The following is a 23,311-nucleotide window of genomic DNA, read 5'->3' as shown; positions in this document are numbered from 1 at the left end:
AAACCGTTTCGTTCGGATCGGAGGCCGTTCATGGCACGCAGCAGGCTCACTCCCGAGCGGGAGTCCGAGCTGCACGCGGCCGTGCTCGACCTCCTCCGCGAGGTCGGCTACGACGCCCTCACCATGGACGCCGTCGCCGCCCGCACCCACTCCAGCAAGGCCACCCTCTACCGCCAGTGGGGGAGCAAGCCCGAGCTGGTCGCCAGGGCGCTCCGCGCCAACAAGCCGGCCGATCTCAGCGAGATCGACACCGGTTCGCTGCGCGGCGACTTCCAGGAGATGGTGGCGCGGACCGACGACTGTCAGATGGAGAAGGACTCCGCGCTGATGCGGGGTCTGGCCCATGCGGTCCATACCAACCCCGAACTGCACCGGGCACTGCGCGAGTTGCTCATCGAACCCGAGCTGAGCGGCTTCGACGAAGTGCTGAACCGAGCGGTCCGCAGGGGCGAGGTCGACGCCGACAACCCGGCGCTGAAGCTCATCCCGCACATGCTGATCGGGGCGTTCGTCGCCCGGCCGCTGATCGACGACCAACCGGTCGACCGCGCCTTCCTCACCGCGTACGTCGACGCCGTCGTGCTCCCCTCACTCGGCGTCTGATCCGGCTTCCCCGGCCGATCCGCACCATCAGCACCACCCGCACCACCCGCACCACCTGACATCGCACCGCTCACGACGTCGGGCCGGCTCCCCATGTCCTGTCCCACCCACACTGGGAGTACGCCCCCGTGGCAACGTTCCTGTACAAGCTCGGCCGTTCCGCCTTCCGGCGCCGACGGCTCGTCGCCCTCCTCTGGGTGGCGCTGCTCGCGATCGCCGGCGTCGGTGCCGCCACCGCGCCCGCACCCACCTCGGGCTCCTTCTCGATCCCCGGCACCGAGGCCCAGCGCGCCTTCGACCTGCTCGAAGAGCGCTTCCCGGGCGCCGGGGCCGACGGGGCCACCGCCCGCATCGTCTTCAAGGCGCCGGACGGCCAGAAGGTCACCGACCCGGCCCACAAGGCCGTCGTCGAGGAGACCGTCGCCGCGCTGAAGTCCGGCTCGGACCAGATCGTCTCGGTCGCCGACCCGTACACCGCGCGCGCCGTCTCGCAGAACGGCTCCACCGCCTACGTCTCGGTCACCTACAAGGTCAACGCCATGGAGCTGACCAAGGAGACCCGCGAGGCCCTCAAGGACACCGGCCGCAGCGCGCAGGGCAAGGGCCTGACCGTCGAGATCGGCGGCGACGCGCTCCAGAGCCCGCCCGAGCAGGGCGCGAGCGAGGCCATCGGCATCGTCCTCGCGGGCGTCGTGCTCGTCCTCACCTTCGGCTCGCTCGTCGCGGCCGGGCTCCCGCTGCTCACCGCGATCATCGGCGTCGGCATCGGCGTCTCCACGGTCAGCGCGCTCGCCAGCGTCCTGGACCTCGGCAGCACCACCTCCATCCTGGCGTCGATGATCGGCCTCGCCGTCGGCATCGACTACGCCCTCTTCATCGTCTCCCGCTACCGCGCGGAGCTCGCCGAGGGCCGGGACAACGAGGAGGCCGCGGGCCGCGCGGTCGGCACGGCCGGCTCCGCCGTCGTCTTCGCCGGACTCACCGTCGTCATCGCCCTGGTCGGCCTGTCCGTCGTCAACATCCCGATGCTGACGAAGATGGGCCTCGCCGCCGCCGGCACGGTCGTGATCGCCGTACTGATCGCGCTCACCCTGATCCCCGCCCTGCTCGGCTTCGCCGGGAACAAGGTCGTCGGCCGCAAGCAGCGCAAGGGCCTGAAGAAGGACGACGGCAAGCCGAACGGGGGCACCCGCTGGGCCCGGTTCGTCATCCGCCGTCCCGTGATGGTGCTGCTCGTCGGCGTCCTCGGCCTCGGCGCGATCGCGCTGCCCGCCTCCTCCCTGGAGATGGGCCTCCCGGACGACGGCGTGAAGCCGACCTCCGCCACCGAGCGCCGGGCGTACGACGCGCTGTCCGACGGCTTCGGCCCCGGCTTCAACGGCCCGCTGCTCGTCGTCGTGGACGGCGACAAGGCCGCCGCGGACAAGGCGGTCTCCACCATCAAGGGCCTGGAGGGCTGGGCGGCGGTCACCCCGCCGACGCCGAACAAGGCCGGCGACGCCGCGATGATCACGGTGGTCCCGAAGGACCGGCCGTCCTCCGCCGAGACCGAGAGCCTGGTGCAGGACATCCGGGAGGCCACCGGCGACGACGTCCTCGTCACCGGCGCCACCGCGATGAACATCGACTTCTCGCAGAAGATGAACGACGCCCTGGTGCCGTACCTGGCCCTCGTCGTCGGCCTCGCCTTCCTCCTGCTGACGCTGGTCTTCCGCTCGGTCCTCGTCCCGCTGAAGGCGGCCCTCGGCTTCCTGCTCTCGGTGGTCGCGGCCCTCGGTGCGGTCGTCGCGGTGTTCCAGTGGGGCTGGCTCGGCAGCCTCTTCGGGGTCGAGCAGACCGGCCCGATCATGTCGATGATGCCGATCTTCATGGTGGGCGTCGTCTTCGGTCTCGCGATGGACTACGAGGTCTTCCTCGTGACCCGGATGCGCGAGGCGTACGTGCACGGCGAGCGGCCCGGCGAGGCGATCGTGACCGGCTTCCGGCACAGCGCCCGGGTGGTCGTCGCCGCCGCGGTGATCATGATCGCGGTCTTCGCCGGCTTCATCGGCATGGACGACCAGATGGTCAAGATGATCGGCTTCGGCCTGGCCGCCGCCGTCCTCTTCGACGCCTTCGTGGTCCGCATGGCGATCGTCCCGGCCGTCCTGGCGCTCCTCGGCCACAAGGCCTGGTGGCTGCCGAAGTGGCTGGACCGGATCCTGCCGAACGTGGACGTGGAAGGCGAGGGCCTCGCCAGGTCGACCGGCGAGGACGCGGGCGCGAAGCCCGACCTCGTGAAGGTCTGAGGTCCTCGAAGGCCTGAGGTTCCCGAAGGCTTGAGTTCCCCGAAGGGCTGACGTCCTCCGAGGGCTGAGGTTCTCCGAGGCCCGGGTGGCCCCCGTACGCCGTCAGTGCGTCGTCATCGACGCACCGGCGGCGTACGTGTGCCGGAGGAAGCGCAGCAGGGCCGTCGTGTCGAACTGGACGACGGTGACCCCCTCCTCGGTGTGGAGCTCGACGACCGTCTGGACGCGGCCGCAGGGCCAGACGCCGATGTCGCCGCGGCGGGTCGGCGCGCGCAGACCGGTCTCCAGGAGCGCGCGGGGGAAGGACCACTCGACGGGGCCCGGGAAACCGAAGCGGACCGTCGCGGGGGAGGAGGCGGGGTCGTAACGGAGGTGGACCGGGACGGGGAGGGACAGCGGGGCGTCGCTGATGATCCGTCCCTTGGCGTGGTCGTCGACTTCACGGTCGTGTGCGGCGGCCATCGGGGGCTCCTCACGTTTTGTCCTCTTATCGACTAATGTCCCACTCCTTCCCGGCGACTGCGCGGCGCATGCGTGAGCGGCGCCGGGTGTGGGCGGGGTCACGTGCTCCCGTGCGCCGCTTTCTGTGACTGATGCGCTCTTGCAAGCTCTTCGCAGGAGCGCTCTATCATTCGGGACGTGCATGTACCTGACGGATTCATCAACGCCCCCGTATCGGCCGCCGCCGGTGTCGTCGCCGCCGGCGCCGTCGCCGTCAGCCTGCGCGGGGCCCGTCGCGAACTGGACGAGCGCACCGCCCCGCTCGCCGGTCTCGTCGCGGCCTTCATCTTCGCCGTGCAGATGCTGAACTTCCCGGTCGCCGCCGGGACCAGCGGACACCTGCTCGGCGGCGCGCTCGCCGCGATCCTCGTCGGGCCCTGGACCGGCGTCCTGTGCATAGCCGTCGTCCTGCTGATGCAGGGCATCCTCTTCGCCGACGGCGGCCTCACCGCCCTCGGCGTGAACATCACCGTCATGGGCGTCGTCACCGTCGTCGTCGCCTACGCGCTCTTCCGCGGCCTCGTCCTCCTCCTGCCGCGCACCCGCCGCTCGGTCACCGTGGCGTCCTTCGTCGCCGCGCTCGTCTCCGTACCGGCCGCCGCCGCCGCCTTCACGCTCGTCTACGCGATCGGCGGCACCACCGACGTCCCGCTCGCCAAGGTCCTCACGGCCATGGTCGGCGTCCACACCCTCATCGGCATCGGCGAGGCCGTCATCACCATGCTGACCGTCGGCGCCGTCGTCGCCGTCCGCCCCGACCTCGTGTACGGCGCCCGCGGCCTCACCGCCCCGCTCAAGCTCCGCGTCGACGGCGAACTCGTCGACGCCGCCCCCGCGACCCCGGCGGCCACCCCGGCCGGCTCCCCGAAGAAGCTGTGGATCGGCGGCCTCGTCACCGCCCTCGTCCTCGCCGGCTTCGTCTCCTTCTACGCCTCCGCCAACCCCGACGGCCTGGAGAAGGTCGCCGCCGACAAGGGCATCGACAGCAAGGTCGAGGACCACGCGGCCGCCGGCTCCCCGCTCGCCGACTACGGCGTCAAGGGCATCGAGGCCCCCCGGCTCTCCGGCGGCCTCGCCGGCGTGATCGGCGTGGGCGCCACCCTCGCCGTCGGCACCGGAGCCTTCTGGGTCGTCCGCCGACGCCGCACCCACGCCGAAGCGACGGCCTGACATGGGAGCGGGGCACGCCCACAAGCTCTACCGGCACGCGCACTCGCCGGTCCACGAGCTGCCCCCGCACACCAAGCTCGCCGCCGTCCTCGGCTTCGTCGTGGTCGTCGTCTCCACGCCCCGCGAGGCCGTCTGGGCCTTCGCCCTCCACGCCGCGCTCCTCGCGGCCGTGGCGGCGACGGCCCGCGTCCCGGCCGGCTTCCTCCTGAAGCGGCTGCTCATCGAGGTCCCGTTCGTCGCGTTCGCGCTGCTCATGCCGTTCGTCGTGCCGGGCGAGCAGACGACCTTCCTCGGGATCCAGCTGAGCGTCCCCGGCCTCTGGGGCGCCTGGAACGTCCTCGCCAAGGGCACCCTCGGCGTCGCCGCCTCCGTGCTCCTCGCCTCCACCACCGAACTGCGCGCCCTGCTCCTCGGCCTCCAGCGGCTCAAGCTCCCGCCGCTGCTCGTCCAGATCGCCTCGTTCATGATCCGGTACGGCGACGTCATCACCGACGAGATGCGCCGCATGTCCGTCGCCCGCCGCTCGCGCGGCTTCGAGGCCAGGGGCGTCCGGCACTGGGGCGTCCTCGCCAAGTCCGCCGGCGCCCTCTTCATCCGCTCGTACGAGCGCGGCGAACGCGTCCACCTCGCCATGGTCAGCCGCGGCTACGCGGGCACCATGCCCGTCATCGACGAGGTGACCGCCACCCGCGCCCAGTGGGCCGCGGCCGCCGCCCTCCCGCTCACCGCACTCCTGATCTGCCTCCTCGGATGGACGCTATGACCACGGCACCCGCGCCCGCACCCTCGCTCGAAGTCCGCGGCCTCGCGTACGCATACCCCGACGGCCACCAGGCCCTCTTCGGCGTCGACCTGACCGTCGGACGCGGCGAGCGGGTCGCCCTCCTCGGCCCCAACGGCGCCGGCAAGACCACCCTCGTCCTCCACCTCAACGGCATCCTCACCGGCGGCGCCGGAAGCGTCACCGTCGCCGGACTGCCGGTCGGCAAGCGGCACATGGCCGAGATCCGGCGCAAGGTCGGCATCGTCTTCCAGGACCCCGACGACCAGCTCTTCATGCCGACCGTCCGCGAGGACGTGGCCTTCGGACCGGCGGCGGCGGGCATCCGGGGCGCCGAGCTCGAAGCCGTCGTCCGCAAGGCCCTCGACCGGGTCGGCATGGGAGCGTACGCGGACCGGCCGCCCCACCACCTCTCCTTCGGGCAGCGCCGCCGGGTCGCCGTCGCGACCGTCCTCGCCACGGAGCCCGAGATCCTCGTCCTCGACGAGCCGTCCTCCAACCTGGACCCGGCCTCGCGCCGCGAGCTCGCCGACATCCTCCGCTCCCTCGACGTCACCGTGCTCATGGTCACGCACGACCTGCCGTACGCCCTGGAGCTCTGCCCGCGCTCGGTGATCCTCAGCGAGGGCGTCATCGCGGCCGACGGACGGACCGGCGACATCCTCGCCGACGCGGAGCTGATGGCCGGCCACCGCCTGGAGCTGCCGTTCGGCTTCGTGCCGGGCTCCGTCGCCTGACACCACCGGAAGCCCGACACCCCGGAAGCCCCTCGGAAGCCCGCCCTCCGGAAGCCTGACACCCCCGGAATCGGACCACCACCGCCCACGTTGCACCATGGGAACCGGTCGTACGAGAGGGAGTGTGAGTCGGGTGGACGTCCAGGGCACGGTGGCGGCGGGCTGGGAGCCCGTCAGGGACGCCTTCCTGCGCAACTTCGCACAGCGCGGCGAGCGCGGCGCGGCCGTCGCCGTCCACCGGGACGGCGTCAAGGTCGTCGACCTGTGGGCCGGGACCAAGGACGCCGACGGCCCGGAGACGTGGTCCGAAGACACCGCCCAGGTCGTCCGCTCGGCCACCAAGGGCGTCTCCGCCGCCGTACCCCTGCTCCTGCACCAGCGCGGCCTGCTCGACCTGGACGCCCCCGTCGCCGCGTACTGGCCCGAGTTCAAGGCCGCCGGCAAGGACCGAGTCACCGTACGGCAGCTGCTCGCGCACCGGGCCGGCGTCCCCGTCCTCGACCACCCGCTCACCCTCGCCGAGGCGATCGACCTCCCGACGGCGACCGCCGCCATCGCCGCCCAGGCCCCCGTCTGGGAGCCCGGCACCGCCCACGGCTACCACGCCCACACCTTCAGCTGGCTGCTCTCCGGCCTCGTCCACCGCGTCACCGGCCGCACCATCGGCCGCTGGGTGGCCGAGGAGATCACCGGCCCCCTCGGCCTCGACCTGTGGATCGGCCTCCCGGAGACCGAGACCCACCGGGTCGGCCGGCTCGGTCCCGTCGAGGAGATCGAACCGCCCGACAGCGGCGCCCTCAGGCTCCGCCCCAAGCGCTCCGTCACCGAGGCGTACAAGGACCCCTCCTCCCTCACCCGGCGCGCCTTCGGCGTCATCGAGCCCGCCCCCGACGAGAACGACCCCGCCTACCGGGCCGCCGAACTCCCCGGCTCGGCCGGCGTCGCCACCGCCCGCGCGCTCTCCCGCTTCTACGCCGCCACCCTCGGCCCCGTCGACGGCGCCGAGCGCCTCTTCGCACCGGCCACCCTCGCCCTCGCCCACACCGAGGAGTCCGCGGGCCCCGACCAGGTGCTCCTCGTCTCCACCCGTTTCGGCCTCGGCCACATGCTCCACGGCCCGGCCTCCCCGCTCCTCGGCCCGACCTCCTTCGGCCACCCCGGCCGCGGCGGCTCCCTCGCCTTCGCCGACCCCGACTCCGGCATCGCCTTCGGCTACGTCACCAACGGCATGCGCAAGACGGTCACGGCCGACCCCCGCGCCCAGGCCCTGGTCCGTGCGGTCGCCGCCGCGACCCGCGCCGGCGAGTAGGGTCGGGCGCCGGAGCAGTACCCAAGGAGCAAGGGGAGCAGGGCACATGACCGCGGACTCCGCGAACACCACGGACACGACGCACGCGACGGACACGACGTACGACCCGCACGCCACGTACGAGAAGCTGCTCGCCCTGCTCGACGAGCGCGGCGCCGCCTACCGGGTGATCGAGCATGCCCCCGAGGGCGCCACCGAGGCGGTCAGCGCGCTCCGCGGCCACGAGCCCGCCCAGGCGGCCAAGTGCATCATCGCGATGGTGAAGATCGGCAAGAAGGAGAAGCGCTTCGCGCTCGTCGTCGTCCCCGGCCACAAGCGGATCGACCTCGCCGCGGTGAAGGCGCTGTACGGCGGCACGTACGTCTCCTTCGCCTCCCCGGAGACCGCCGAGGAGCTCGCGGGCTCCCCGAGCGGCACCATCCTGCCGTTCTCCTTCGACGAGCGCCTCGACCTGTTCGTCGACCCGGGCCTGCTGGTCCACGAGGAGTTCTACTTCAACGCGGCACGGCTCGACCGCTCGCTCGCCCTGTCCGCGAAGGACTACGTGTCGATCGCGGAGCCGCGCGTCGAGCCCGTGTCCACCGACTGACCCGGGCCCCGCGGCCGTACCGGGACCCGCGGCCGTACCGGGATCAGGCGACGGCCGGCGTGAGCGCCAGCACCATCCCGAGGCCGACGAGCACCGCGCCGATCACCTTGTTGAGCACGGCCTGCTTGCGCAGCAGCCGCGTCCGCAGGCTCTGCTGCGAGAAGAGCACGGCGGCGAGACCGAACCACACCAGGTGCGCGAACGACATGAAGAGGCCGTAGCCGACCTGCTGGAAGACGGGGGTGTCGGCGCTGACGACCTGCGTGTACGTGCTCAGGACGAAGAGCATCGTCTTGGGATTGAGCGCGTTCGTCAGGAAGCCGGTGCGCAGCGCCCCCGCCTTCGACAGGCCGGCGCCGTCCGACAGGTCGACGTCCACCCGGGACGTGGCGACGAAGGTCTTGTACCCGATGTACACCAGGTACGCCGCGCCGATCAGCTTCATCGCCGTGAACAGCATCGGCGACCGGCTCACCAGCAGGCCCACGCCCAGCATCGTGTACGTGACGTGCACGAGCACGCCCAGGGCGATCCCGACGGCCGCGAGGACCCCCGCCACCCGCCCGTACAGGTAGCTGTTGCGGACCGTCATCGCGAAGTCCGCGCCGGGGCTGATGACAGCCAGAACCGTGATGACCGCTACGGCGATCAGCTGACCCATGTTCCCGATCCCCCACTCCGTCCGCACCCCCGATCGGAGCGGACCAGTGACGCTAGTCGATCTCCCGCCTGGCGCGCGAGGGCGAGTTGACGGAGTCGGCGCCCTGGTGCGGACGGATCGATCGGTGCTGAGATCGCCCCATGGAACTCACACGGCGGTTCGAGGGGTACGGGGCACTGGTCACCGGCGCGGCGCGCGGCATCGGCGCGGCCACCGCCCGGCGCCTCGCGGCGGAGGGCGCCCGGGTCCTGGTCACGGACATCGACGAGGAGGAGGCCGGCCGGACGGCGGCCGACCTCCCCGGCGCGCTGGCCCTGCGCTGCGACGTCGGCGACCGGGCGTCGGTCGAGGCGGCGGTCGCGTACGCCGTGCGGACCTTCGGCGGCCTCGACGTCCTCGTCAACAACGCCTTCGCCCCCGTCGTCCCCGACTCAGCCCGCTTCGAGGACGACTCCGACGACGGGTGGGACGGCCAACTCGACGTCACGCTGCTCGGCGCCGTCCGCTGCTCCCGCGCCGCCCTCCCGCACCTCGCGGCGGCCGGCGGGCGCGGCGCCGTCGTCACCATCGGCTCCGTCAACGCCGAGGCGGACTTCGGCAACCACGCCTACAGCGCCGCCAAGGCGGGCCTCGCGTCCTTCACCCGCACCCTCGCCGGCGACGCCGCCCCGCGCGGCGTGCGCGTCAACCAGATCAACCCCGGCACGATCGCGACCACCGGCTGGGCGGGCAAGGAGGCCGAACTCGCCGCCCTCGCCGACCGCGTCTACCCCCTCGGCCGGGTCGGCACCCCGGACGACGTGGCCGCCGCCGTCGCCTTCCTCGCCTCCCGCGACGCCTCCTGGATCACCGGCACCGTCCTCCGCGTGGACGGCGGACTCCTGGCGGTGAACACGCACTTCGCGGAGGTCCTGGGGGACTGAGGCCGGGGCCCGTCGAGCCGCCGGGGTCGCGCCGGGGTCGCCGAGGGCTCCGGGCCCGTCGAGCCGTCGGGGATCCGGGCCCGTCGAGCCGCCGAAGCCTCGGGTCCGCGGAGTCGTCGAGGGAGGCTCCGGGGCCGCCGAGCCGTCGGGGCCCGGGGCCGCCTAGCCGTCGGGGCCCGGGGCCGCGGAAAGGAATTCGGAGGGCGGGCGCAACCTCGGGAGGTGCCGCACGTCTGGTGGGTTGAAGGCGCCCTTCACCGCACCACCCAGACCGTGTCCCCACCTCTTCGGGAGAGCCCCATGTCCCTCCGCACCCGGCGGAACCTCCGCCCCCGGGTCCTCGGCGCCGTCACCGCCGCCGCCCTCCTCCTCCTGGGCGGCGCCTTCGCCGTCCAGGCCGTCGCCGACTCCGCCCCGAAGCCGGCCCCGGCCGCGCCGAAGGCCGTGACGGCGCCCGACGCGACCCCCGCGCCCGGGACGGCGCCGAAGGCGGCCCCGGCTCCGGCCTCGCCGTCGGTCGAGCCGACTCCGGTCCCGGTCCCGGCCCAGCCGTCGGTCGAGTCGTCCCCGGCTCCGGCCCCGGTCCCGGCCCAGCCGTCGGTCGAGCCGATCCCCGCTCCGATCCCGGCCCAGCCGTCCTCCAGCAACGCGCCCAAGGTGATCCACCCGGGCACCGGCGCCGGCACCACGAAGTAGCACCATCAGAGGGGCGGGCGGCCTGCTCGCCCGCCCCTCTTCCCCACCCCCGGAACGAGGCCCATGCAGTACGCGATATCCGCAGCGCCCCCGTCGTGGTGGTCCCGCCTGCTCGCCCGCGTGTCGGGAGCCGAGGACGTACCGGTGGTCCGGCCGCGCCGGCACCTGCGCGCGGTGCCGGCCGTGCGCGAGGACGAACGGCCGCCCTCGCTGACCGAGTTGTACCGGGCGCGGCGGATGGACATGGTGCGGCTCGCGCTGTTCCTGGTCGACGACCTGCACACGGCCGAGGACGTCGTCCAGGACGCCTTCGCGGCCGTGTGCCGCGTGTACGGGACGTCGCTGGCAGGGCTCCAGGACCCGGGGGCGTACCTGCACACCGCCGTCGTGAACGCGGCCCGCTCCGTGCTGCGCCGCCGCCGGACCGCCCGCGCGTACACACCGCCCCACCAGGGCGCGGGCCCGCCCGTCGACGAGGACCTGCTCCTCGCCGAGGAGCACCGGCACGTCCTCGACGCGCTGGCGCGGCTCACCCACCGGCAGCGGGAGGTCCTCGTGCTGCGCTACTGGTCCGAACTCACCGAGGCCCAGATCGCCGAGACGCTCGGCCTCTCCCGCGGCACCGTCAAATCCACCGCGAGCCGCGCCCTCGACGCGCTGGAGAAACAGCTGGAGGCGACGTCCCGATGACGCACCACCGCACCACCGAGGCCCGCCTGCGCGCCGCCCTCGTCGCCCGCGCCTCCCTGGTCACCCCAGGGGACCTCCGTCCCGCCGTCCCTCCCCGGGGCCGGACGTGGGGCACCCGCCGGGTGTACGGCCTGGCCCTCGCCGCCTTCGGTACGGCCGTGGCCGCGGCGGCCGTCCTCGTCCTCGGTCTCGCCCCCGGCGCCCCCGTGAACCCGGCTCCCGCGCCGCCGGCCCGCCCCCCGGCCGCCACCGAGCCCCGTCCGGTGCCCGAGACGCCCGCCCCGGCCGCCCCGTCGGTGAAGGACCCGCAGGCCAGCGTCACGCCCGGCAAGGATCGTTAGACAGGTGAAACTTTCTCTTACATAATCCTTAGACATGGGAAAGACTTATGAACGCATAGACGGCCGCCTCCGCACCTTCATCGAACAGCAGCCGGTCTTCTTCACCGCGACCGCCCCGCTGGCCGGCGACGGCACGGTCAACCTCTCCCCCAAAGGCCTCAAGGGCTCCTTCGTCGTGCTCGACGAACACCGCATCGCCTACCTCGACTTCGCCGGCAGCACCGCCGAGACCGTCGCCCACCTGCGCGAGAACGGCCGGATCACCGTGATGTGGTGCGCCTTCCAGGGCCCGCCCAACATCGTGCGCGTCCACGGGCGCGGCGAGCCCGTCTTCCGCGACGACCCGCGCTTCCCGGAGCTGCTGTCCCGCTTCACGGACATCGACCCGTCCCAGCACGGCCTGCGCGCCATCATCGTCGTGACCGCCGAACTGGTCCGCGACTCCTGCGGATACGGCGTCCCCTTCATGTCCTACGACGAGGACCGCGACCTCCACGGCAAGCGCTTCGCCCGCGAGGACGACGCCTCCCTCAGCGCCTACTTCGCCAAGAAGGACCACATCGCCCAGAGCATCGACGGCCTCCCCGGCCTCCCCCTCCCCCTCCCGCCCAGCACCTTCTGAGCAACCGCCCCGCCCTTCCCGGCGATTGGCTCCTCCCCCCCCGAAGTGGCGTGTCTGCGAGCGGCTCGCGACGGGAAAGCTGGTGTGGGCGGAGCTTGCCGTGGAGGGGGAGTCGGATGGGGCGTGAGGGGACGGCGGCGACTCGGGTGGGCGGGGTCGTGCCGCGGGGAGGGTGGCGGCCGAAGCTGTGGGCGTTACGGGGGGACCGCACGGGGAGCGGGCCGATCACCGAGGCGGAGTGCACCACTTGCCATGACGGCTCCGGCCCCGCGGACGACGGGCGGGGCCCCGCTCTGTGGTGCCTGGCGCACGCGCAGGAGACCGGGCACACGGGCTTCCGGCGCATCCGCACGGACTTCTTCAGGGCGTCGTGCGACGGCGCGGGGGCGCAGGCCGGCGGTCGCTGACAGGGCGGTCGGCGTGGTGGCCGACACGGTGGTCGGCGGGGTGGTCGACACGGCCGTCGGCACAGTGGTTGGCGCGGTGGTCGATTCGGTGGTGGCGCACCGCGTCCCCGGGGTCAGCCGGCGTGGAGCATCAGGCCGATGCCCACGACCATCAGGCCCGCCGCCGCGATGCGGGGGCCGCCGAAGCGCTCCTTGAAGAAGAGGGCGCCGATGGCGGCGCCGACGATGATGGACGATTCGCGGAGTGCGGCGATCGGGGCGAGGGGGGCCTGGGTCTGGGCCCAGAGGACGAGGCCGTACGCCGCGACGGAGAGCGCGGCGCCCAACAGGCCGCGAGCCGCGTACGGTTGGAGCTGGGGGAGCAGGGCGGCGCGGCGGACCCAGAGGGCGTAGGCCGGGATCGCCAGGCCTTCCATGATCATCAGCCAGGAGACGTAGCCGAGCGGGGTGCCCGAGGCGCGGACGCCGATCCCGTCGACGACCGTGTACAGAGCGATCGCCAGGCCCGTCGCGCCCGCCGCGAGCAGCGCCGGCCAGTGCGGGCGGGTGTCCTTGCCGCGGATGCCCCACAGGGCGAGGCCGGTCAGCCCCGCGCAGGCGACGGCCACGCCGAGGAGCTGCCAGCCGCCGGGGACCTCGTCGAGGAACACGGCCGCGAGGGCGGTCACGACGAGCGGGGCCGACCCGCGCGCGATCGGGTACATCTGGCCGAAGTCGCCCAGCGTGAACGAGCGCATGAGCAGGGCGTAGTAGCCGATGTGGAGGAGCGCGGAGGCGATCAGGTACGGCCAGGCGCCGGCCGCGGGCAGCGGCGCGAAGGGGGCCGCGGCCAGGCCGATCAGCGCGCCGCCGCCGGCGATCAGCGTGAAGGAGAGCAACTGGTCCTTGATGCCGTGGGCGATCGCGTTCCAGCTGGCGTGGGTGACGGCCGCGACGAGGACCGCGAGGGTGACGAGCGGGGTCACGCCGACGGCTCGCGGACGTCGACCAGCGTGCCGCCGGCGTGGCTCACCAGCGCCTTCGGGTCGAGCGCGAAGACCGTGTGCGGGGTGCCCGCCGCCGCCCACACCACGTCGTGTTCGAGGATGCCCCGGTCGGCGAGGACCCGCGTCCGCGTCCGGTGCCCGAAGGGCGGGACGCCCCCGATCGCGTACCCGGTCGTCTCCCGCACCACCTTCGCGTCGGCCCGGGTCACCTCCTCCGCGCCCAGCTCCTCCCGTACCCGCTCGACGTCCACCCGCGACGCCCCGTCCATCAGCACGAGGACCGGCACCCCGTCCGCGGCGAAGATCAGCGACTTCACGATCTCCGCGACCCGGCACCCGATGGCGTCGGCGGCCTGCTGCGCGGTGCGGGTCTCGTCCGGGAAGCGCCTGATCTCCACGTCGAGGCCCAATTCCCTGAGGGCGGCGGCGAACTGGGGGTGTGCGGGCGCGGTGGCGTCGTCAGCGGTCGTCATAGCGGCACGCTAGCGGTGGGTGTACAGGGCACGCGACTCGATTCCGGGTTCCGGACGTCGGGCGCGGGGACGGAAGGCCCTCCGCGGAGACGGATGACCCTCCACGGGGACGGACGGCCCTCCGGCCCCGCCGACCGGCCCCGCCCCCGCCACCTGCCGCACCTACCCGACCGCGGACCGCCCCTCCGTCACCCCGCCCGCAGGACCTGTGCGACGACCGGGCCGGCCGCGTCGCCGCCGTGGCCGCCGGCTTCGACGACGGCGGCGGCCGCGAGGTCGCCGGAGTAGCCGGTGAACCAGCTGTTGGAGGTGGCCTGGTCGCCGACCTCGGCGGAGCCGGTCTTGGCGCCCTTGGGGGAGGGGACGGTGGCCATCACCTTGGTCGCGGTGCCGGTCGAGCTCGTCGCCGCCGCGCTCATCATCCGGCGGAGGCCCGAGGCGACCTCGGGGGAGAGCGGCGAGGCCCGGGCGAACTCGCGGTCGTCGAGGTCGCGGGCCACCAGGTACGGCTGGAGGAAGCCGCCGTTCTTGACGGTCGCGGAGAGCGAGGCGACGTTCAGGGCGCTCATGGTGATCTTGCCCTGGCCGATGTACGAGGCGGCCGTCTCCACGCCCTGCGACTCGGGCACGCTGCCGTCCGACGTGGGCACGCCGACCTGCCAGTTGAGGCCGATGCCGAAGGAGCGGCGGGCGGTCTCGCCGAGCGCGGTGTTCTCCTCGTCCTTCTCGCTGAGCGGCTTGACCGCCTTGATGAAGGCCGTGTTGCAGGAGCGGGCGAACGCCTCGGTGAGGGTGCCGTCGGCGATCGAGAAGTCCTTGAGGTTGTGGAACGTGTAGCCGTACCAGGGGACGGTGGAGGGACACGCGACCTTGCTGCCGGGCGTGGACAGGCCTCGCTGCAGCATCATCGCGGCCGTGACGATCTTCATCGTCGAGCCGGGGGCCTGCTTGCCCTGGAAGGCCGTGTTGAAGCCGCCGGCCGGGCTGTTGGCGACCGCCCGTACCGCCCCCGTGGACGGCTCGATCGCGGCCACCGCGGCCGTCCCGTACGCCTTGACCGCCTTCTCGGCCGCCGCCTGGACGCCCGCGTCGATGGTGGTCTTCAGGACGCCGGGCTCGCCCTTGGTCAGGACGAGGAGGGTGGTGTCGGGAACGGTCGCGCTGCCCGAGTCGATCCAGGTCTCGATGCCGCTCGTCCCGCCCGCCTTCGCCCCGTACCGCTTGCGGAGCTCGTCCAGGACCGGCCCGAGCGAGGGGTACTTCTCCGCGGTCAGCTCCTTGCCGGCCCGGTCGACGGCCTTGACGGAGGCGGTCGTCGCGACGCCGGTGCGGAGGGTGCCGTCGGCGGTGAGCTTCGGGTGGAGCACGGTCGGCAGCCACTTCACCAGCGGGCGCCCGGTGGTCTCGCCGCGCATGACGGTGAGTTCGGAGGCGTACGACCAGGGCTTGGACACGCCTTCGAAGGTGACGGTCGCCTCCACGGTGAACGGCACCTTGGCGCCGACCGGCGTCCCCGGCGTGATGGTGGCCTTGGAGACGCCCGCGCCCTGCCGGTAGGCGAGGACGGCGGGTCCCGCCGCGACCGGGTCGTTCGTGAGCTGTGCCGCCCGGTCCGACTCGCCGGCCGCCCAGGCCGCCAGGAAGTCCCGCGCGGTCGACGTCACTTCGTCGCCGGTGACGGGCCCGGTCCGCGGCGCGGCGGCGGACTGCGAACCGATGTCCGAGTCGCCTCCCGTGATGCCGTTCCAGAGGTTGTAGCCCCCGTATCCGATCCCGCTCGCCACCACGGCGAACACGCTTCCCACGATCGCGACCTTGGCCCCACTGCGCATGGCTGCGCCTCCCCTCCCCAGGTGGCCGTACAGTCAAGCGTGTCCCGTCCGTTGTGTCGAGCAACTATCGCCATTTCCGTCACACTTGCCTCACGGGTCACACCACAGGACGGGCGAACGGCATGAGCGAGACGCGTACCGGCAGCGGCAAGGTGGTCGTGAACAGGGCGATGTCGCTCGACGGCTTCGTCGCCGGCCCCGAGGACGCGATGGACTGGGTCCTCGACATCGTGCCGCCCGAGGTGCTCGCGGCGAACGCGGCGGCCACCGGCGCCATGCTCGTCGGCCGCCGGACCTACGAGGTGGGTGCGCGCATGAGGGCCGAACAGCCCGACGGCGCCGAGTACCCCTTCGTCGGACCCGTGTTCCTCCTCACCCACCGGCCGCCGGACCCGCCCGACCCGGCGTTCACCGTCCTCACCGGCGACATCGCCCGGGCGGTCGCCACGGCCCGTGCCGCCGCGGGCGGCAAGGACCTGGAGATCCTCGGCTCCGACGTCGCCGCCCAATGCCTGCGCCGCGGCCTCGTCGACGAACTCCTCGTGTACGTCTTCCCGGTCCTCCTCGGCGACGGCGTCCGCATCCTGCCCCCGGGCCTCCCCAGGACGGACCTGGAGCCGCTCTCCTCCACCCGCGCGGGCGCCGTCACGGTCCTCCGCTTCCGCGTCCACCGCGCGGAGCCCGGCAGCAGTACGGACGCCTGAGCGGCGCGGGCTCCTTGGCCGTACGGACTCCTGGGGCCGGGCGCCGAGCGGCACCGGGGACCCGCACGACCCGCACCGCAGAGGGCGCGACCACCGGTCGCGCCCTCTGCGCGTCGCGCCCCACCGCCCACCGCCACCCTTGGCTTGAACATGTTCAAATTCCGTGCCAGGGTACGGCGTGCGCGTGCGGGCCCACCGGCCGCGCGCGGCTCGGGCAACCGCTAGGGGTGGATGTGTCGCGTCACTGTCGAACCGCGCTGGTCCTGCTTGCCACGGCCCTCGCCCTCACGGCCTGCGGCAGGCTCTACGAACTCCCGCCACCCCAAGGCGAACCGGTCCTTCTGGAGCGGGCCGACTTCATCACCACCTGGACCGACGCCGACGACGGCACCGTCACGCTGAAGCCGGACGGCACGTTCGTCGCCCACGACATCTGCGTCGCCGTCAGCTGGGACGAGGGTCTGGCCTGGTCGGGGACCGGCACCTGGAGGCAGAAGGCCAACAAGGAGCAGAGCTTCCTCCGCCTCCGCTTCGACGACGACCACCCCGAAGCGAGCGACCAGAGGCCCGACTCCTACTCCGCCATCAAGTCGGGCAACGTCCTGAAGCTCTGGACCAGGGTCGGCGACCCGGACCACGACCACCCCCACTGCACCCTGACCAGACCGGCACCCTGACCGGAGCCCGGACCGGCTGCCACCGACACCGACACCGACACCGACACCGGTGGCGTGGCCACCGATGACGACGAAGAGGGCGCGACCACCGGTCGCGCCCTCTTCTCCGCAATTCCCCCGCTACACCCAGGTGTCGAGCCACATTCGGGCCCGCCATTGGTCGAGCGGAATGGGGGTGCCGGTGTAGATGGGCCAGAAGTAGATGAAGCCTCGCGGATCAAGGACTTCACGACCCTGACCAGCGACGAAGCTGTTGGTCAGGGTCGCCTGGCGGCTCCGGGGCCGTCTCTGGGCCGTCGGCAAGCGCTACTGAGCGAACTCGGCGGTTGCGGAATCCACCCATCGAGCGAGAAGACTGAATGCCGCGAGCTGTTCCAGAGCTTCGTGCTCAGGCAGCTCATCAAGATCGGCTTCGTGACTGTTGGGGTTCCGGAGGCCGGCGTAGCAACCTTCTGCCAGGGCGCGTGCACCACGCTGCGTGCTGCGGTAAGTGTCGCTTCCGTCATCAGGGAGTACGCGAAGCCGAGGCTGGCCTGGGGCGACGGCGTCCATTGAGAAGGCCTGGTTGAAGAGCGCGACCTCGGACGGACGTCGAAGCTTCAGCTTGTTCTGAGTCTCGGCGTTAACCTTCCTGGCTGCGGCTGTGATCGCCTCCCGGAAGTGACCGCTTCGCCAGAGGGACTTTGCTCCGTCCCAAACCCATGGGTGTAGTGAACTGGCACTCAATCGTGGTGCGTTGTCGCCCAGGTTCTCGCGTATCTCGGCGTCGTGCAGGATACCCGTCCGTACGCGGACGGCAGTCTCTCCATGGCCTTCCCAGCGCTTCGCCGGGTTGTACGACAGTGTCAGCAACTCCCTCCACTCTGGCTCGACGTGCTCGAAAATCTGCTCGACGATGTGGGCCTGCTCAAAGATCTCTTCATCGGTGGGGATCGTCCCGGCGACATACGGACCCCTGCCGGTGGGGCTGCCGTATCCCTCGATCAGGGTCAGGAAGCGCGTGAGCTGCTCCACTGCCCAGTCAGGCTTTGCGATGGGTTTCACGAGGAAGATTCTTCCTCCTGCCGATCCTGGGCGGCAGGCTTTTGGCCCTGCGAGGTGAAGGAGTGCCCGCTGTCTTCGAGACCCTGGAAGAGGGTGTCCACGGCGCTGCGAGTGCGGCCCTCGCTGCTCGGCATGAGGTGCGTGTACGTGCGCAGGGTGAACCCCGGATCGGCATGGCCGAGGTACTGGCTCAGGGCCCGGATGTTCTCCCCGGCGTCCAGGAGCACGGACGCGTAGAAGTGCCTCAGCGCGTGCATGCCGTGCTCCGGCGCCGACGCGTACCGCTCGCCTTCTTCCGGCTCCGGGATGATGCCCACGGCCGCGAGGGCGGGCTTCCACATGAAGTCGTTGAAGTGGCTCACCCGGATGTGGCCGCTGGCCGACCCGGTGAAGATGAGCGACTTCGTCACGAGCGGTCCGTCAGGGGTCCGCCAGGGGAGCGTGATCCTGACGGCCGGGTGCCTCTCCGAGTGCGCCTTGAGCGCAGCCGCCACGGACGTAGGAAGGGGAACGTCGCGCACCTTGCCGCCCTTCGGCAGAGCGAAGACGAACTTGCCCCGGATGCGCTTGAGCTGATGCTCCACGGAGATCCAGCCGCCTTCGTGGTCCACCTCATCCTCGGAGAGACCGAAGACCTCCCCCTGCCGCAGTCCGCACCCGCCGGCGGCGTCGACGGCGGCCCTCAGGTGCTCCGGCAGGGCGGCACGCACGCCGAACACCTGCTTCGCCGTCCAGGGGACGACGCGGGTGTGGCTGGGCTTCGGGATCTGGATGGACTTCGCCTTGCACGGGTTCTTGGAGATGAGCCCGTCGTCCAGGGCCGCGCTGAACGCGGCGGAGACAGTGCCGAAGACGATCCGGCGGTGTGAGGCGGCGGGCACGTTGGCCTCCAACTCGCCGAGCCACGTACGGATGTGGCCGGGCTGGAACGACGCGAGCGGCCTGGTCCCGATGTAGGGGAACGCGTGCAGGCGCAGCCGCCGCTCCGCCGCCTCGCGGCTGTTCACCTCCGTCGTGTGCGTCGCCACCCACTTCTCCGCGAACTGCCGGAAGGTGACGCGCCCCGCCCGGGGGTCGACGTACTGCCCCCGCGCCATGTCGGCCGCCGTCTCGTTCAGCCACAGCTCGGCGAGGCGCTTCTGCTTGTCGGGGAAGCTCTTCGACTTCTCCGTGCCGTCAGGACCGACGTACCGGGCCCGGTAGCGCATCCCCGTGCCGTAGCGGTCGCTCTTGACCCGCCGGGGCGTGCCGTCGGCGACGGTCTCGGTCTTGTACCAGCGGTCCTGGATGTGGCCAGCCATGTGGGCTGCGTCCTCTCGGTTGGTGGTGTGCCTGCCCTCAGGGAGGGAGGCATGGGGGTGCCGTGGGAGCGGCTGTGGAGGGGTTTCGGGATGGCGAGGGAGGGTGCCTCCCTGCCTCCCTGGGTGGGGTTCTGTGCAGGTCACCGGCAGGGAAGCGGGTCAGGGAGGCGGCGAGGGAGTTCTCCCTGCCTCCCTGGCGCCTCCCTGCCCGTGACGGGGGTGTGACGGCCAGGGTCACGGCCGTGACGGGCCCCCTTTACCCGCCTTACCTCGCAGGTCAGTGGCCCTTACCGCCCCCTCTACCGGGGTAAAGGGCTCCCTTTACCTGAGCGGGTTCCGGCCGGGGTGTGACGGTGGGGCGTGACGGGGGTGTGACGCCGCCACGGGTAGCGGGGAGGGGCTCTACCTCCCGGTCGGCCGGCGGGTCAGGCGGCGGTGTCGGTGGCTTCCTGCTGCTGGACCCAGGTGCGGACGGCGGCGGGGTCGTAGCGGACGTGGCGGCCGACGCGGAAGCCGGGCGGGCCTGTGCGCTGCTTGCGCCAGTGGTAGACGGTCTCGATGGGGACGGAGAACATCGCGGCGATGTCCTCGGGGGTGAGGTAGCGGTCCGGGAGTCCGGCGCGCAGGGTCTCGATCGGCTTGCTGGCCATGGGGTTGGGTGACTCCTCGTGTCCGTCGCGGGGCGGGGTGGGAGTGGTGCCGGTGGCCGTCCTAGAGATTGGGTGTATTTCAGCGTCCGCAGCTTCCTAGCGTCCGCACGTCCCTGTCTGTGCAGGTCAGGGGGACGAGGGGTGCGGAAGCTGGTGCGGACGCTGCGGACGCTGGACGGCTGTAGCGTCCGCAGCTTCCTGCCGTGTCCGGGCCGCTGGTGTGCGGCCCGGTCCGGCATCGTCAGTACTGGTCAGGGTGCCTGTGGCCCTGTCCGATCGGGGGTACGTCGGGCCACAGAGAGCCCGTCGGGGGTCCGGACGCTGTCTGCTCGGGGAGGTCGGTCCGGGTCAGGATGAGGAGCTTGTGGCGGTGCCGGTCCCGGCTACGTTGCGTGTCGTCCACAGTGATGCCGATGGACCGCAGGAGTGGGGCGAGGCGCTTGACCTTCCCTCCGGCGCGGGTGGCGTCCTTGGGCCACGTGGGAGGCCGGATGCCGCCCGGGGGCTGGACGTGCTCCAGGAGCTGGGCGGCGGTCCCGGTCCATGTGCCGCACTGCTCGACCAGGGTGGCGACGGCGGAGCCGAACGGGTCGCCCTCCAGTGCGTCCCCGGCGACGTTCGCGGACGCGGCGAGGTAGTCGTCGAGCGTCGTCCACTCCATGACCTGGTCGACGGCCGCGAGGATGCGGGCGAAGTCGGCCATGCGGGGCAGGGAGTCCAGCTTCACGTTCGGCAGGACGGCGAGGACGGCGGCGAGGAGGTCGAAGAGCGAGCCGAGGACGGCCGGCCGGATGGTCTCGAACGCGGTGGCCAACTCTTCCTCGGTGCGGCGCTGCTCGGGTGCGATCAGCTGGAGGTCGAGCATGAGCAGCCGCTCGGCCAGGTCCCCGGCGAGAGCTCCGGCGTCGATGGTCGTCATGGCCAGCACGCGCCGGAAGGAGAGGACCACGACGTCGTCGTCGGTGTAGAGGGCCCGGTCGACGATGCCGTCTCCGGTGACGGCCTTGCACAGGGTGTCGGAGAGCCACTGCGGCAGGGTGGAGATGTTGTCCAGGCACAGGGCCCATGAGCTGAACGCCTGTGTCGCCCACGCCTTGTGGTCCCGGGGCTGGGAGCGTTTGGCTGCCGGGGAGGGGTCGATCAGGTTGACCATCATCTGCGCGGCGGCGGACTTCCCCGTGCCCTGCTCGCCCTTGAAGGTGAGGACGGGGTGGGGGATGGTCGGCATCCACGCGGCGATCAGCCACGTGACGAGCTGCCGGAAGGCGGACTCGTCCATGTTCAGCAGGCTGTGGAGCATGGACAGGCCGTCCCCGAGCAGGACCGGTGCGGGCATGGGGGCCATGGCCCCGGACCGTCGGAAGAGCACGGGGGAGCGCTCGACGATGTGCCAGCCGCCGGCGGTGACGGTGACCGCGCGGCCGTCAGCGGTGCCGAGGTCGACCACGATCGTTCCGGCGTCGTCGTGCCCGACCCGCAGGTGCACCGGTACGGGGTCGTCCGACTCCGCGATGCCCTCCAGGACCGTCATGGCGTCCGCCAGCGCGGACTGCGAGGCCACGTCGCCATCGAACGTCTCCGCATACAGGCGGGCGAGGCGCTGCCGGACCCCGGACCGGCCACGCAGGGGAAGGGCGATGTTCGGGCCGTCGATCGCGACCGCGTAGGGGCGGCCGTCGGTCGACATGACGAACCGGTACCGCTCACGGGCCAGCTGCACGAGCCGCACGGCGGCGGACGGCTTCTTGCCCTCGTCGTCGACCGGCTTGCGCTTGTTCACGGCCCCCCTTCCGGTGTTCACGGCCGACTGCCCGGTGTTCACGGGCGCCGGGTCGGTCGACCGGTCGGGGTCGATCGGTCGGGCGGTTCCGTTCACCGGCTTGGTGGTGCTGTTCACGCGCTCACCCCTCGATCGGTCGACTGCTCACAGGTGTTCATCCGGGCCGTACGCCGCCCGTGGTCGAGCCGACCGACCCGCACGCGAGGCTCGACCGAGTCGCGGCGCTTCGCCTGGTCGGGGGTAGACCGTGCGGCCGACGAACGGGCGTGAACGATCCTCGCGAGCATCAACCAGTCGACCCCGTCCGGCCCCAACTCGATCAGCTCCGAGTCGGCCGACTGGTCGGCTACGGGGGACGTGCGGTCGGTCGGGTCGTCGGTCGACTGAACACCCGTGAACGCCGGGTCGGTCGACCAGACCAGCAGCAGCGCGAGCGACAGGAACAGTCGGTCGGCCTTGGCGTGGTTGCAGGGCTGGCAGGCGAGCACGAGGGCGTTCGCGGACCACGTCCGGTAGAGCGAGATCGGCACGACGTGGTCCATCGTCGCCTCCCGCAGGTCGCGGAAGCGGTGCCGGCAGTAGGCGCACCGCCAGCCGTCGCGGGCCGCGAGCTGTGCCTTGCGGCTGCGACGGCGGGCGGAGTTGAGCCGTGGAGAGGCGTGCAGGCTCACCGGGCCACCCCGGAGACGTCGACCAGGTCGAGCACGGTCCGCAGCGCGGCGGACAGGGAGCCCAGGTGCATGGCCATGGCGGTCGGGCTCGCCGTGCCGAGGTCGAGGTTCTCGACCCGGCTCAGCGCGTCCCTGGCGGCCGCCAGCAGCACGGGCGGCACCGGCACGACGGTGGGCGTCTGCGGGGCCAGTTCCTTCGGTCGCATGGCGGGCCACAGGTCCCACACGGTAGTCCCGAGGACGCGGGCGACGGCGTGGGCGTGACGGGCGTAGGGGCGCCGTCCGGGCTCGTTCACCCACCGCTCGACGGTCTTCGGGTCGACCTGGAGCTGTTCGGCGAGTTCGGCGTAGGTCAGATCGGCCTCGACGATGGCCGCCGCCAGCCGCAGGTTCCCCTCGGTGGGCGCCACGGCGGACAGGTTCAGCGGGGTCTCGGGCGCGATCGTCACAGCGCCGCCTCCAGCCCGAACGCGCGGGTGATCGCGGATCCGACGCACCGCAGGTATTCGAACGGCGGCAGGGTATGGCTCCCGGGCGCGTCGCCCCGGTAGACGGCCATGACGCGCTCGGACCGCTGGTCCAGCGAGAGGAGGTCCGTGGTGATCAGCGCGAACCGCACCGAGTCGCGCACGACGTCGTCCCTGTCCAGGTCCGCGTATTCCAGGCACACGCCCGGCGTCGTCACCAGCAGGGTCAGCAGCTCCGCGAACGACACGTGCGCCGTGATGGGGACGCTGAGCCGTACCGGCTCGTTCGCGTCCGGGGCGCCGAATGCGTCGACGTGACTGCCGACGGGGCGACTGACTAACTGAAGAGCAAGAGATCCAGGCATCATGGGAGTGCCCCTTCGTGGGTCGGGGAGCGGCTATCTGCTT

26 protein-coding genes are annotated in these 23,311 nt (G+C 72.2%); 14 read left to right on the top strand and 12 right to left on the bottom strand.

From position 1 onward, the window contains the following. Positions 1-30: 30 nt before the first annotated feature. Positions 31-603: a TetR/AcrR family transcriptional regulator gene (locus ACIQFX_RS24135; protein ID WP_402466901.1), complete on the top strand. Its 573-nt coding sequence runs from the start codon at positions 31-33 to the stop codon at positions 601-603. A gap of 128 nt (positions 604-731) precedes the next feature. After that, complete coding sequence (locus ACIQFX_RS24130) at positions 732-2,891, top strand: MMPL family transporter (protein WP_402466899.1); 2,160 nt, start codon at positions 732-734, stop codon at positions 2,889-2,891. Positions 2,892-2,993: 102 nt separating this feature from the next. Here ACIQFX_RS24130 and ACIQFX_RS24125 read toward each other — a convergent pair whose 3' ends face one another. Beyond that, on the bottom strand, positions 2,994-3,353 hold the full coding sequence (locus tag ACIQFX_RS24125; protein ID WP_376482567.1) for an SsgA family sporulation/cell division regulator: 360 nt from the start codon (positions 3,351-3,353) through the stop codon (positions 2,994-2,996). Positions 3,354-3,530: 177 nt separating this feature from the next. Here ACIQFX_RS24125 and ACIQFX_RS24120 point away from each other — a divergent pair, with 177 nt between their 5' ends. From ACIQFX_RS24120 to ACIQFX_RS24100, 5 genes are all read left to right on the top strand, one after another. Continuing rightward, entirely contained in the window at positions 3,531-4,562 is a 1,032-nt protein-coding gene (locus tag ACIQFX_RS24120; protein WP_402466896.1) for an energy-coupling factor ABC transporter permease, read from the top strand. Between the two features lies 1 nt (position 4,563). Beyond that, a complete protein-coding gene (cbiQ, locus tag ACIQFX_RS24115; RefSeq protein WP_402466894.1) occupies positions 4,564-5,325 on the top strand; it encodes a cobalt ECF transporter T component CbiQ in 762 nt (253 codons plus the stop codon). Then, on the top strand, positions 5,322-6,080 hold the full coding sequence (locus ACIQFX_RS24110) for an energy-coupling factor ABC transporter ATP-binding protein (protein WP_402466891.1): 759 nt from the start codon (positions 5,322-5,324) through the stop codon (positions 6,078-6,080). Before cbiQ ends, ACIQFX_RS24110 begins: the two co-directional genes overlap by 4 nt. 133 nt (positions 6,081-6,213) lie before the next feature. Next, positions 6,214-7,389, top strand: a complete 1,176-nt coding sequence (locus ACIQFX_RS24105) for a serine hydrolase domain-containing protein (RefSeq protein WP_402467404.1) — start codon at positions 6,214-6,216, stop codon at positions 7,387-7,389. 46 nt (positions 7,390-7,435) lie between these two features. Next, entirely contained in the window at positions 7,436-7,978 is a 543-nt protein-coding gene (locus tag ACIQFX_RS24100) for a YbaK/EbsC family protein (RefSeq protein WP_402466888.1), read from the top strand. Positions 7,979-8,021: 43 nt separating this feature from the next. Here ACIQFX_RS24100 and ACIQFX_RS24095 read toward each other — a convergent pair whose 3' ends face one another. Further along, positions 8,022-8,639, bottom strand: coding sequence for a LysE family translocator (locus ACIQFX_RS24095; RefSeq protein WP_402466886.1), 618 nt, complete (start codon positions 8,637-8,639; stop codon positions 8,022-8,024). A gap of 140 nt (positions 8,640-8,779) precedes the next feature. Between ACIQFX_RS24095 and ACIQFX_RS24090 the strand changes: the two genes are divergently transcribed. The 5 genes from ACIQFX_RS24090 (at position 8,780) to ACIQFX_RS24070 (ending at position 11,911) form a co-directional block, all read left to right on the top strand. Then, positions 8,780-9,562 (top strand): SDR family NAD(P)-dependent oxidoreductase, encoded by a 783-nt coding sequence (locus tag ACIQFX_RS24090; RefSeq protein ID WP_402466883.1) that lies wholly within the window; start codon positions 8,780-8,782, stop codon positions 9,560-9,562. A 300-nt stretch (positions 9,563-9,862) separates the two neighbouring features. Further along, positions 9,863-10,258: a hypothetical protein gene (locus tag ACIQFX_RS24085; protein WP_402466881.1), complete on the top strand. Its 396-nt coding sequence runs from the start codon at positions 9,863-9,865 to the stop codon at positions 10,256-10,258. 63 nt (positions 10,259-10,321) lie between these two features. Continuing rightward, positions 10,322-10,948 (top strand): RNA polymerase sigma factor, encoded by a 627-nt coding sequence (locus ACIQFX_RS24080; protein WP_402466879.1) that lies wholly within the window; start codon positions 10,322-10,324, stop codon positions 10,946-10,948. Then, a complete protein-coding gene (locus ACIQFX_RS24075; protein ID WP_402466876.1) occupies positions 10,945-11,289 on the top strand; it encodes a hypothetical protein in 345 nt (114 codons plus the stop codon). Before ACIQFX_RS24080 ends, ACIQFX_RS24075 begins: the two co-directional genes overlap by 4 nt. 34 nt (positions 11,290-11,323) lie before the next feature. After that, complete coding sequence (locus ACIQFX_RS24070) at positions 11,324-11,911, top strand: pyridoxamine 5'-phosphate oxidase family protein (RefSeq protein WP_402466874.1); 588 nt, start codon at positions 11,324-11,326, stop codon at positions 11,909-11,911. 520 nt (positions 11,912-12,431) lie between these two features. Here ACIQFX_RS24070 and ACIQFX_RS24065 read toward each other — a convergent pair. The 3 genes from ACIQFX_RS24065 to ACIQFX_RS24055 all read right to left on the bottom strand — a co-directional run bounded on the left by ACIQFX_RS24065 (position 12,432) and on the right by ACIQFX_RS24055 (position 15,609). Beyond that, entirely contained in the window at positions 12,432-13,283 is an 852-nt protein-coding gene (locus ACIQFX_RS24065; protein ID WP_402466872.1) for an EamA family transporter, read from the bottom strand. Continuing rightward, on the bottom strand, positions 13,280-13,777 hold the full coding sequence (locus ACIQFX_RS24060; RefSeq protein WP_402466869.1) for a YbaK/EbsC family protein: 498 nt from the start codon (positions 13,775-13,777) through the stop codon (positions 13,280-13,282). Before ACIQFX_RS24060 ends, ACIQFX_RS24065 begins: the two co-directional genes overlap by 4 nt. A gap of 188 nt (positions 13,778-13,965) precedes the next feature. Then, positions 13,966-15,609 carry a penicillin-binding transpeptidase domain-containing protein gene (locus ACIQFX_RS24055; RefSeq protein ID WP_402466866.1) on the bottom strand — a complete coding sequence of 548 codons (1,644 nt, stop codon included), beginning with the start codon at positions 15,607-15,609 and terminating at the stop codon, positions 13,966-13,968. Between the two features lie 122 nt (positions 15,610-15,731). Here ACIQFX_RS24055 and ACIQFX_RS24050 point away from each other — a divergent pair, with 122 nt between their 5' ends. Continuing rightward, a complete protein-coding gene (locus ACIQFX_RS24050; RefSeq protein WP_402466864.1) occupies positions 15,732-16,313 on the top strand; it encodes a dihydrofolate reductase family protein in 582 nt (193 codons plus the stop codon). A gap of 233 nt (positions 16,314-16,546) precedes the next feature. Beyond that, the gene (locus ACIQFX_RS24045; RefSeq protein ID WP_402466862.1) at positions 16,547-16,990 is read left to right on the top strand and encodes a hypothetical protein; all 444 of its coding nucleotides are present in this window, start codon (positions 16,547-16,549) and stop codon (positions 16,988-16,990) included. Between the two features lie 306 nt (positions 16,991-17,296). Here the strand turns inward: ACIQFX_RS24045 and ACIQFX_RS24040 are convergent, their stop codons facing one another. The 7 genes from ACIQFX_RS24040 to ACIQFX_RS24010 all read right to left on the bottom strand — a co-directional run bounded on the left by ACIQFX_RS24040 (position 17,297) and on the right by ACIQFX_RS24010 (position 23,151). Beyond that, the gene (locus tag ACIQFX_RS24040; protein WP_402466860.1) at positions 17,297-18,034 is read right to left on the bottom strand and encodes a TIGR02391 family protein; all 738 of its coding nucleotides are present in this window, start codon (positions 18,032-18,034) and stop codon (positions 17,297-17,299) included. Next, positions 18,031-19,335, bottom strand: a complete 1,305-nt coding sequence (locus ACIQFX_RS24035; protein ID WP_402466857.1) for a tyrosine-type recombinase/integrase — start codon at positions 19,333-19,335, stop codon at positions 18,031-18,033. Before ACIQFX_RS24035 ends, ACIQFX_RS24040 begins: the two co-directional genes overlap by 4 nt. Before the next feature lie 425 nt (positions 19,336-19,760). After that, positions 19,761-19,985 (bottom strand): helix-turn-helix transcriptional regulator, encoded by a 225-nt coding sequence (locus tag ACIQFX_RS24030; RefSeq protein WP_402466855.1) that lies wholly within the window; start codon positions 19,983-19,985, stop codon positions 19,761-19,763. Between the two features lie 241 nt (positions 19,986-20,226). Next, positions 20,227-21,882 (bottom strand): ATP-binding protein, encoded by a 1,656-nt coding sequence (locus ACIQFX_RS24025; protein ID WP_402466853.1) that lies wholly within the window; start codon positions 21,880-21,882, stop codon positions 20,227-20,229. Beyond that, the gene (locus ACIQFX_RS24020) at positions 21,879-22,436 is read right to left on the bottom strand and encodes an HNH endonuclease (RefSeq protein ID WP_402466850.1); all 558 of its coding nucleotides are present in this window, start codon (positions 22,434-22,436) and stop codon (positions 21,879-21,881) included. Before ACIQFX_RS24020 ends, ACIQFX_RS24025 begins: the two co-directional genes overlap by 4 nt. Continuing rightward, positions 22,433-22,885: a helix-turn-helix domain-containing protein gene (locus tag ACIQFX_RS24015; RefSeq protein ID WP_402466848.1), complete on the bottom strand. Its 453-nt coding sequence runs from the start codon at positions 22,883-22,885 to the stop codon at positions 22,433-22,435. Before ACIQFX_RS24015 ends, ACIQFX_RS24020 begins: the two co-directional genes overlap by 4 nt. Next, a complete protein-coding gene (locus ACIQFX_RS24010) occupies positions 22,882-23,151 on the bottom strand; it encodes a hypothetical protein (protein WP_402466846.1) in 270 nt (89 codons plus the stop codon). Before ACIQFX_RS24010 ends, ACIQFX_RS24015 begins: the two co-directional genes overlap by 4 nt. Between the last annotated feature and the right edge of the window lie 160 nt (positions 23,152-23,311).

The organism is Streptomyces sp. NPDC093089 (genome assembly GCF_044754405.1).
GTDB lineage: Bacteria > Actinomycetota > Actinomycetes > Streptomycetales > Streptomycetaceae > Streptomyces.
Note: the sequence above shows the minus strand (reverse complement) of the source record. Positions and strands in the feature narration are given on the sequence as shown.

Excerpts from the sequence above, each read along its gene's own strand:
- ACIQFX_RS24060 (WP_402466869.1), bottom strand. The coding sequence starts at position 13,777 with ATGACGACCGCTGACGACGCCACCGCGCCCGCACACCCCCAGTTCGCC.
- ACIQFX_RS24090 (WP_402466883.1), top strand. The coding sequence starts at position 8,780 with ATGGAACTCACACGGCGGTTCGAGGGGTACGGGGCACTGGTCACCGGC.
- ACIQFX_RS24075 (WP_402466876.1), top strand. The coding sequence starts at position 10,945 with ATGACGCACCACCGCACCACCGAGGCCCGCCTGCGCGCCGCCCTCGTC.
- ACIQFX_RS24050 (WP_402466864.1), top strand. The coding sequence starts at position 15,732 with ATGAGCGAGACGCGTACCGGCAGCGGCAAGGTGGTCGTGAACAGGGCG.
- cbiQ (WP_402466894.1), top strand. The coding sequence starts at position 4,564 with ATGGGAGCGGGGCACGCCCACAAGCTCTACCGGCACGCGCACTCGCCG.
- ACIQFX_RS24100 (WP_402466888.1), top strand. The coding sequence starts at position 7,436 with ATGACCGCGGACTCCGCGAACACCACGGACACGACGCACGCGACGGAC.
- ACIQFX_RS24030 (WP_402466855.1), bottom strand. The coding sequence starts at position 19,985 with ATGGCCAGCAAGCCGATCGAGACCCTGCGCGCCGGACTCCCGGACCGC.
- ACIQFX_RS24095 (WP_402466886.1), bottom strand. The coding sequence starts at position 8,639 with ATGGGTCAGCTGATCGCCGTAGCGGTCATCACGGTTCTGGCTGTCATC.
- ACIQFX_RS24085 (WP_402466881.1), top strand. The coding sequence starts at position 9,863 with ATGTCCCTCCGCACCCGGCGGAACCTCCGCCCCCGGGTCCTCGGCGCC.
- ACIQFX_RS24035 (WP_402466857.1), bottom strand. The coding sequence starts at position 19,335 with ATGGCTGGCCACATCCAGGACCGCTGGTACAAGACCGAGACCGTCGCC.
- ACIQFX_RS24125 (WP_376482567.1), bottom strand. The coding sequence starts at position 3,353 with ATGGCCGCCGCACACGACCGTGAAGTCGACGACCACGCCAAGGGACGG.
- ACIQFX_RS24135 (WP_402466901.1), top strand. The coding sequence starts at position 31 with ATGGCACGCAGCAGGCTCACTCCCGAGCGGGAGTCCGAGCTGCACGCG.
- ACIQFX_RS24070 (WP_402466874.1), top strand. The coding sequence starts at position 11,324 with ATGGGAAAGACTTATGAACGCATAGACGGCCGCCTCCGCACCTTCATC.
- ACIQFX_RS24055 (WP_402466866.1), bottom strand. The coding sequence starts at position 15,609 with ATGCGCAGTGGGGCCAAGGTCGCGATCGTGGGAAGCGTGTTCGCCGTG.
- ACIQFX_RS24080 (WP_402466879.1), top strand. The coding sequence starts at position 10,322 with ATGCAGTACGCGATATCCGCAGCGCCCCCGTCGTGGTGGTCCCGCCTG.
- ACIQFX_RS24110 (WP_402466891.1), top strand. The coding sequence starts at position 5,322 with ATGACCACGGCACCCGCGCCCGCACCCTCGCTCGAAGTCCGCGGCCTC.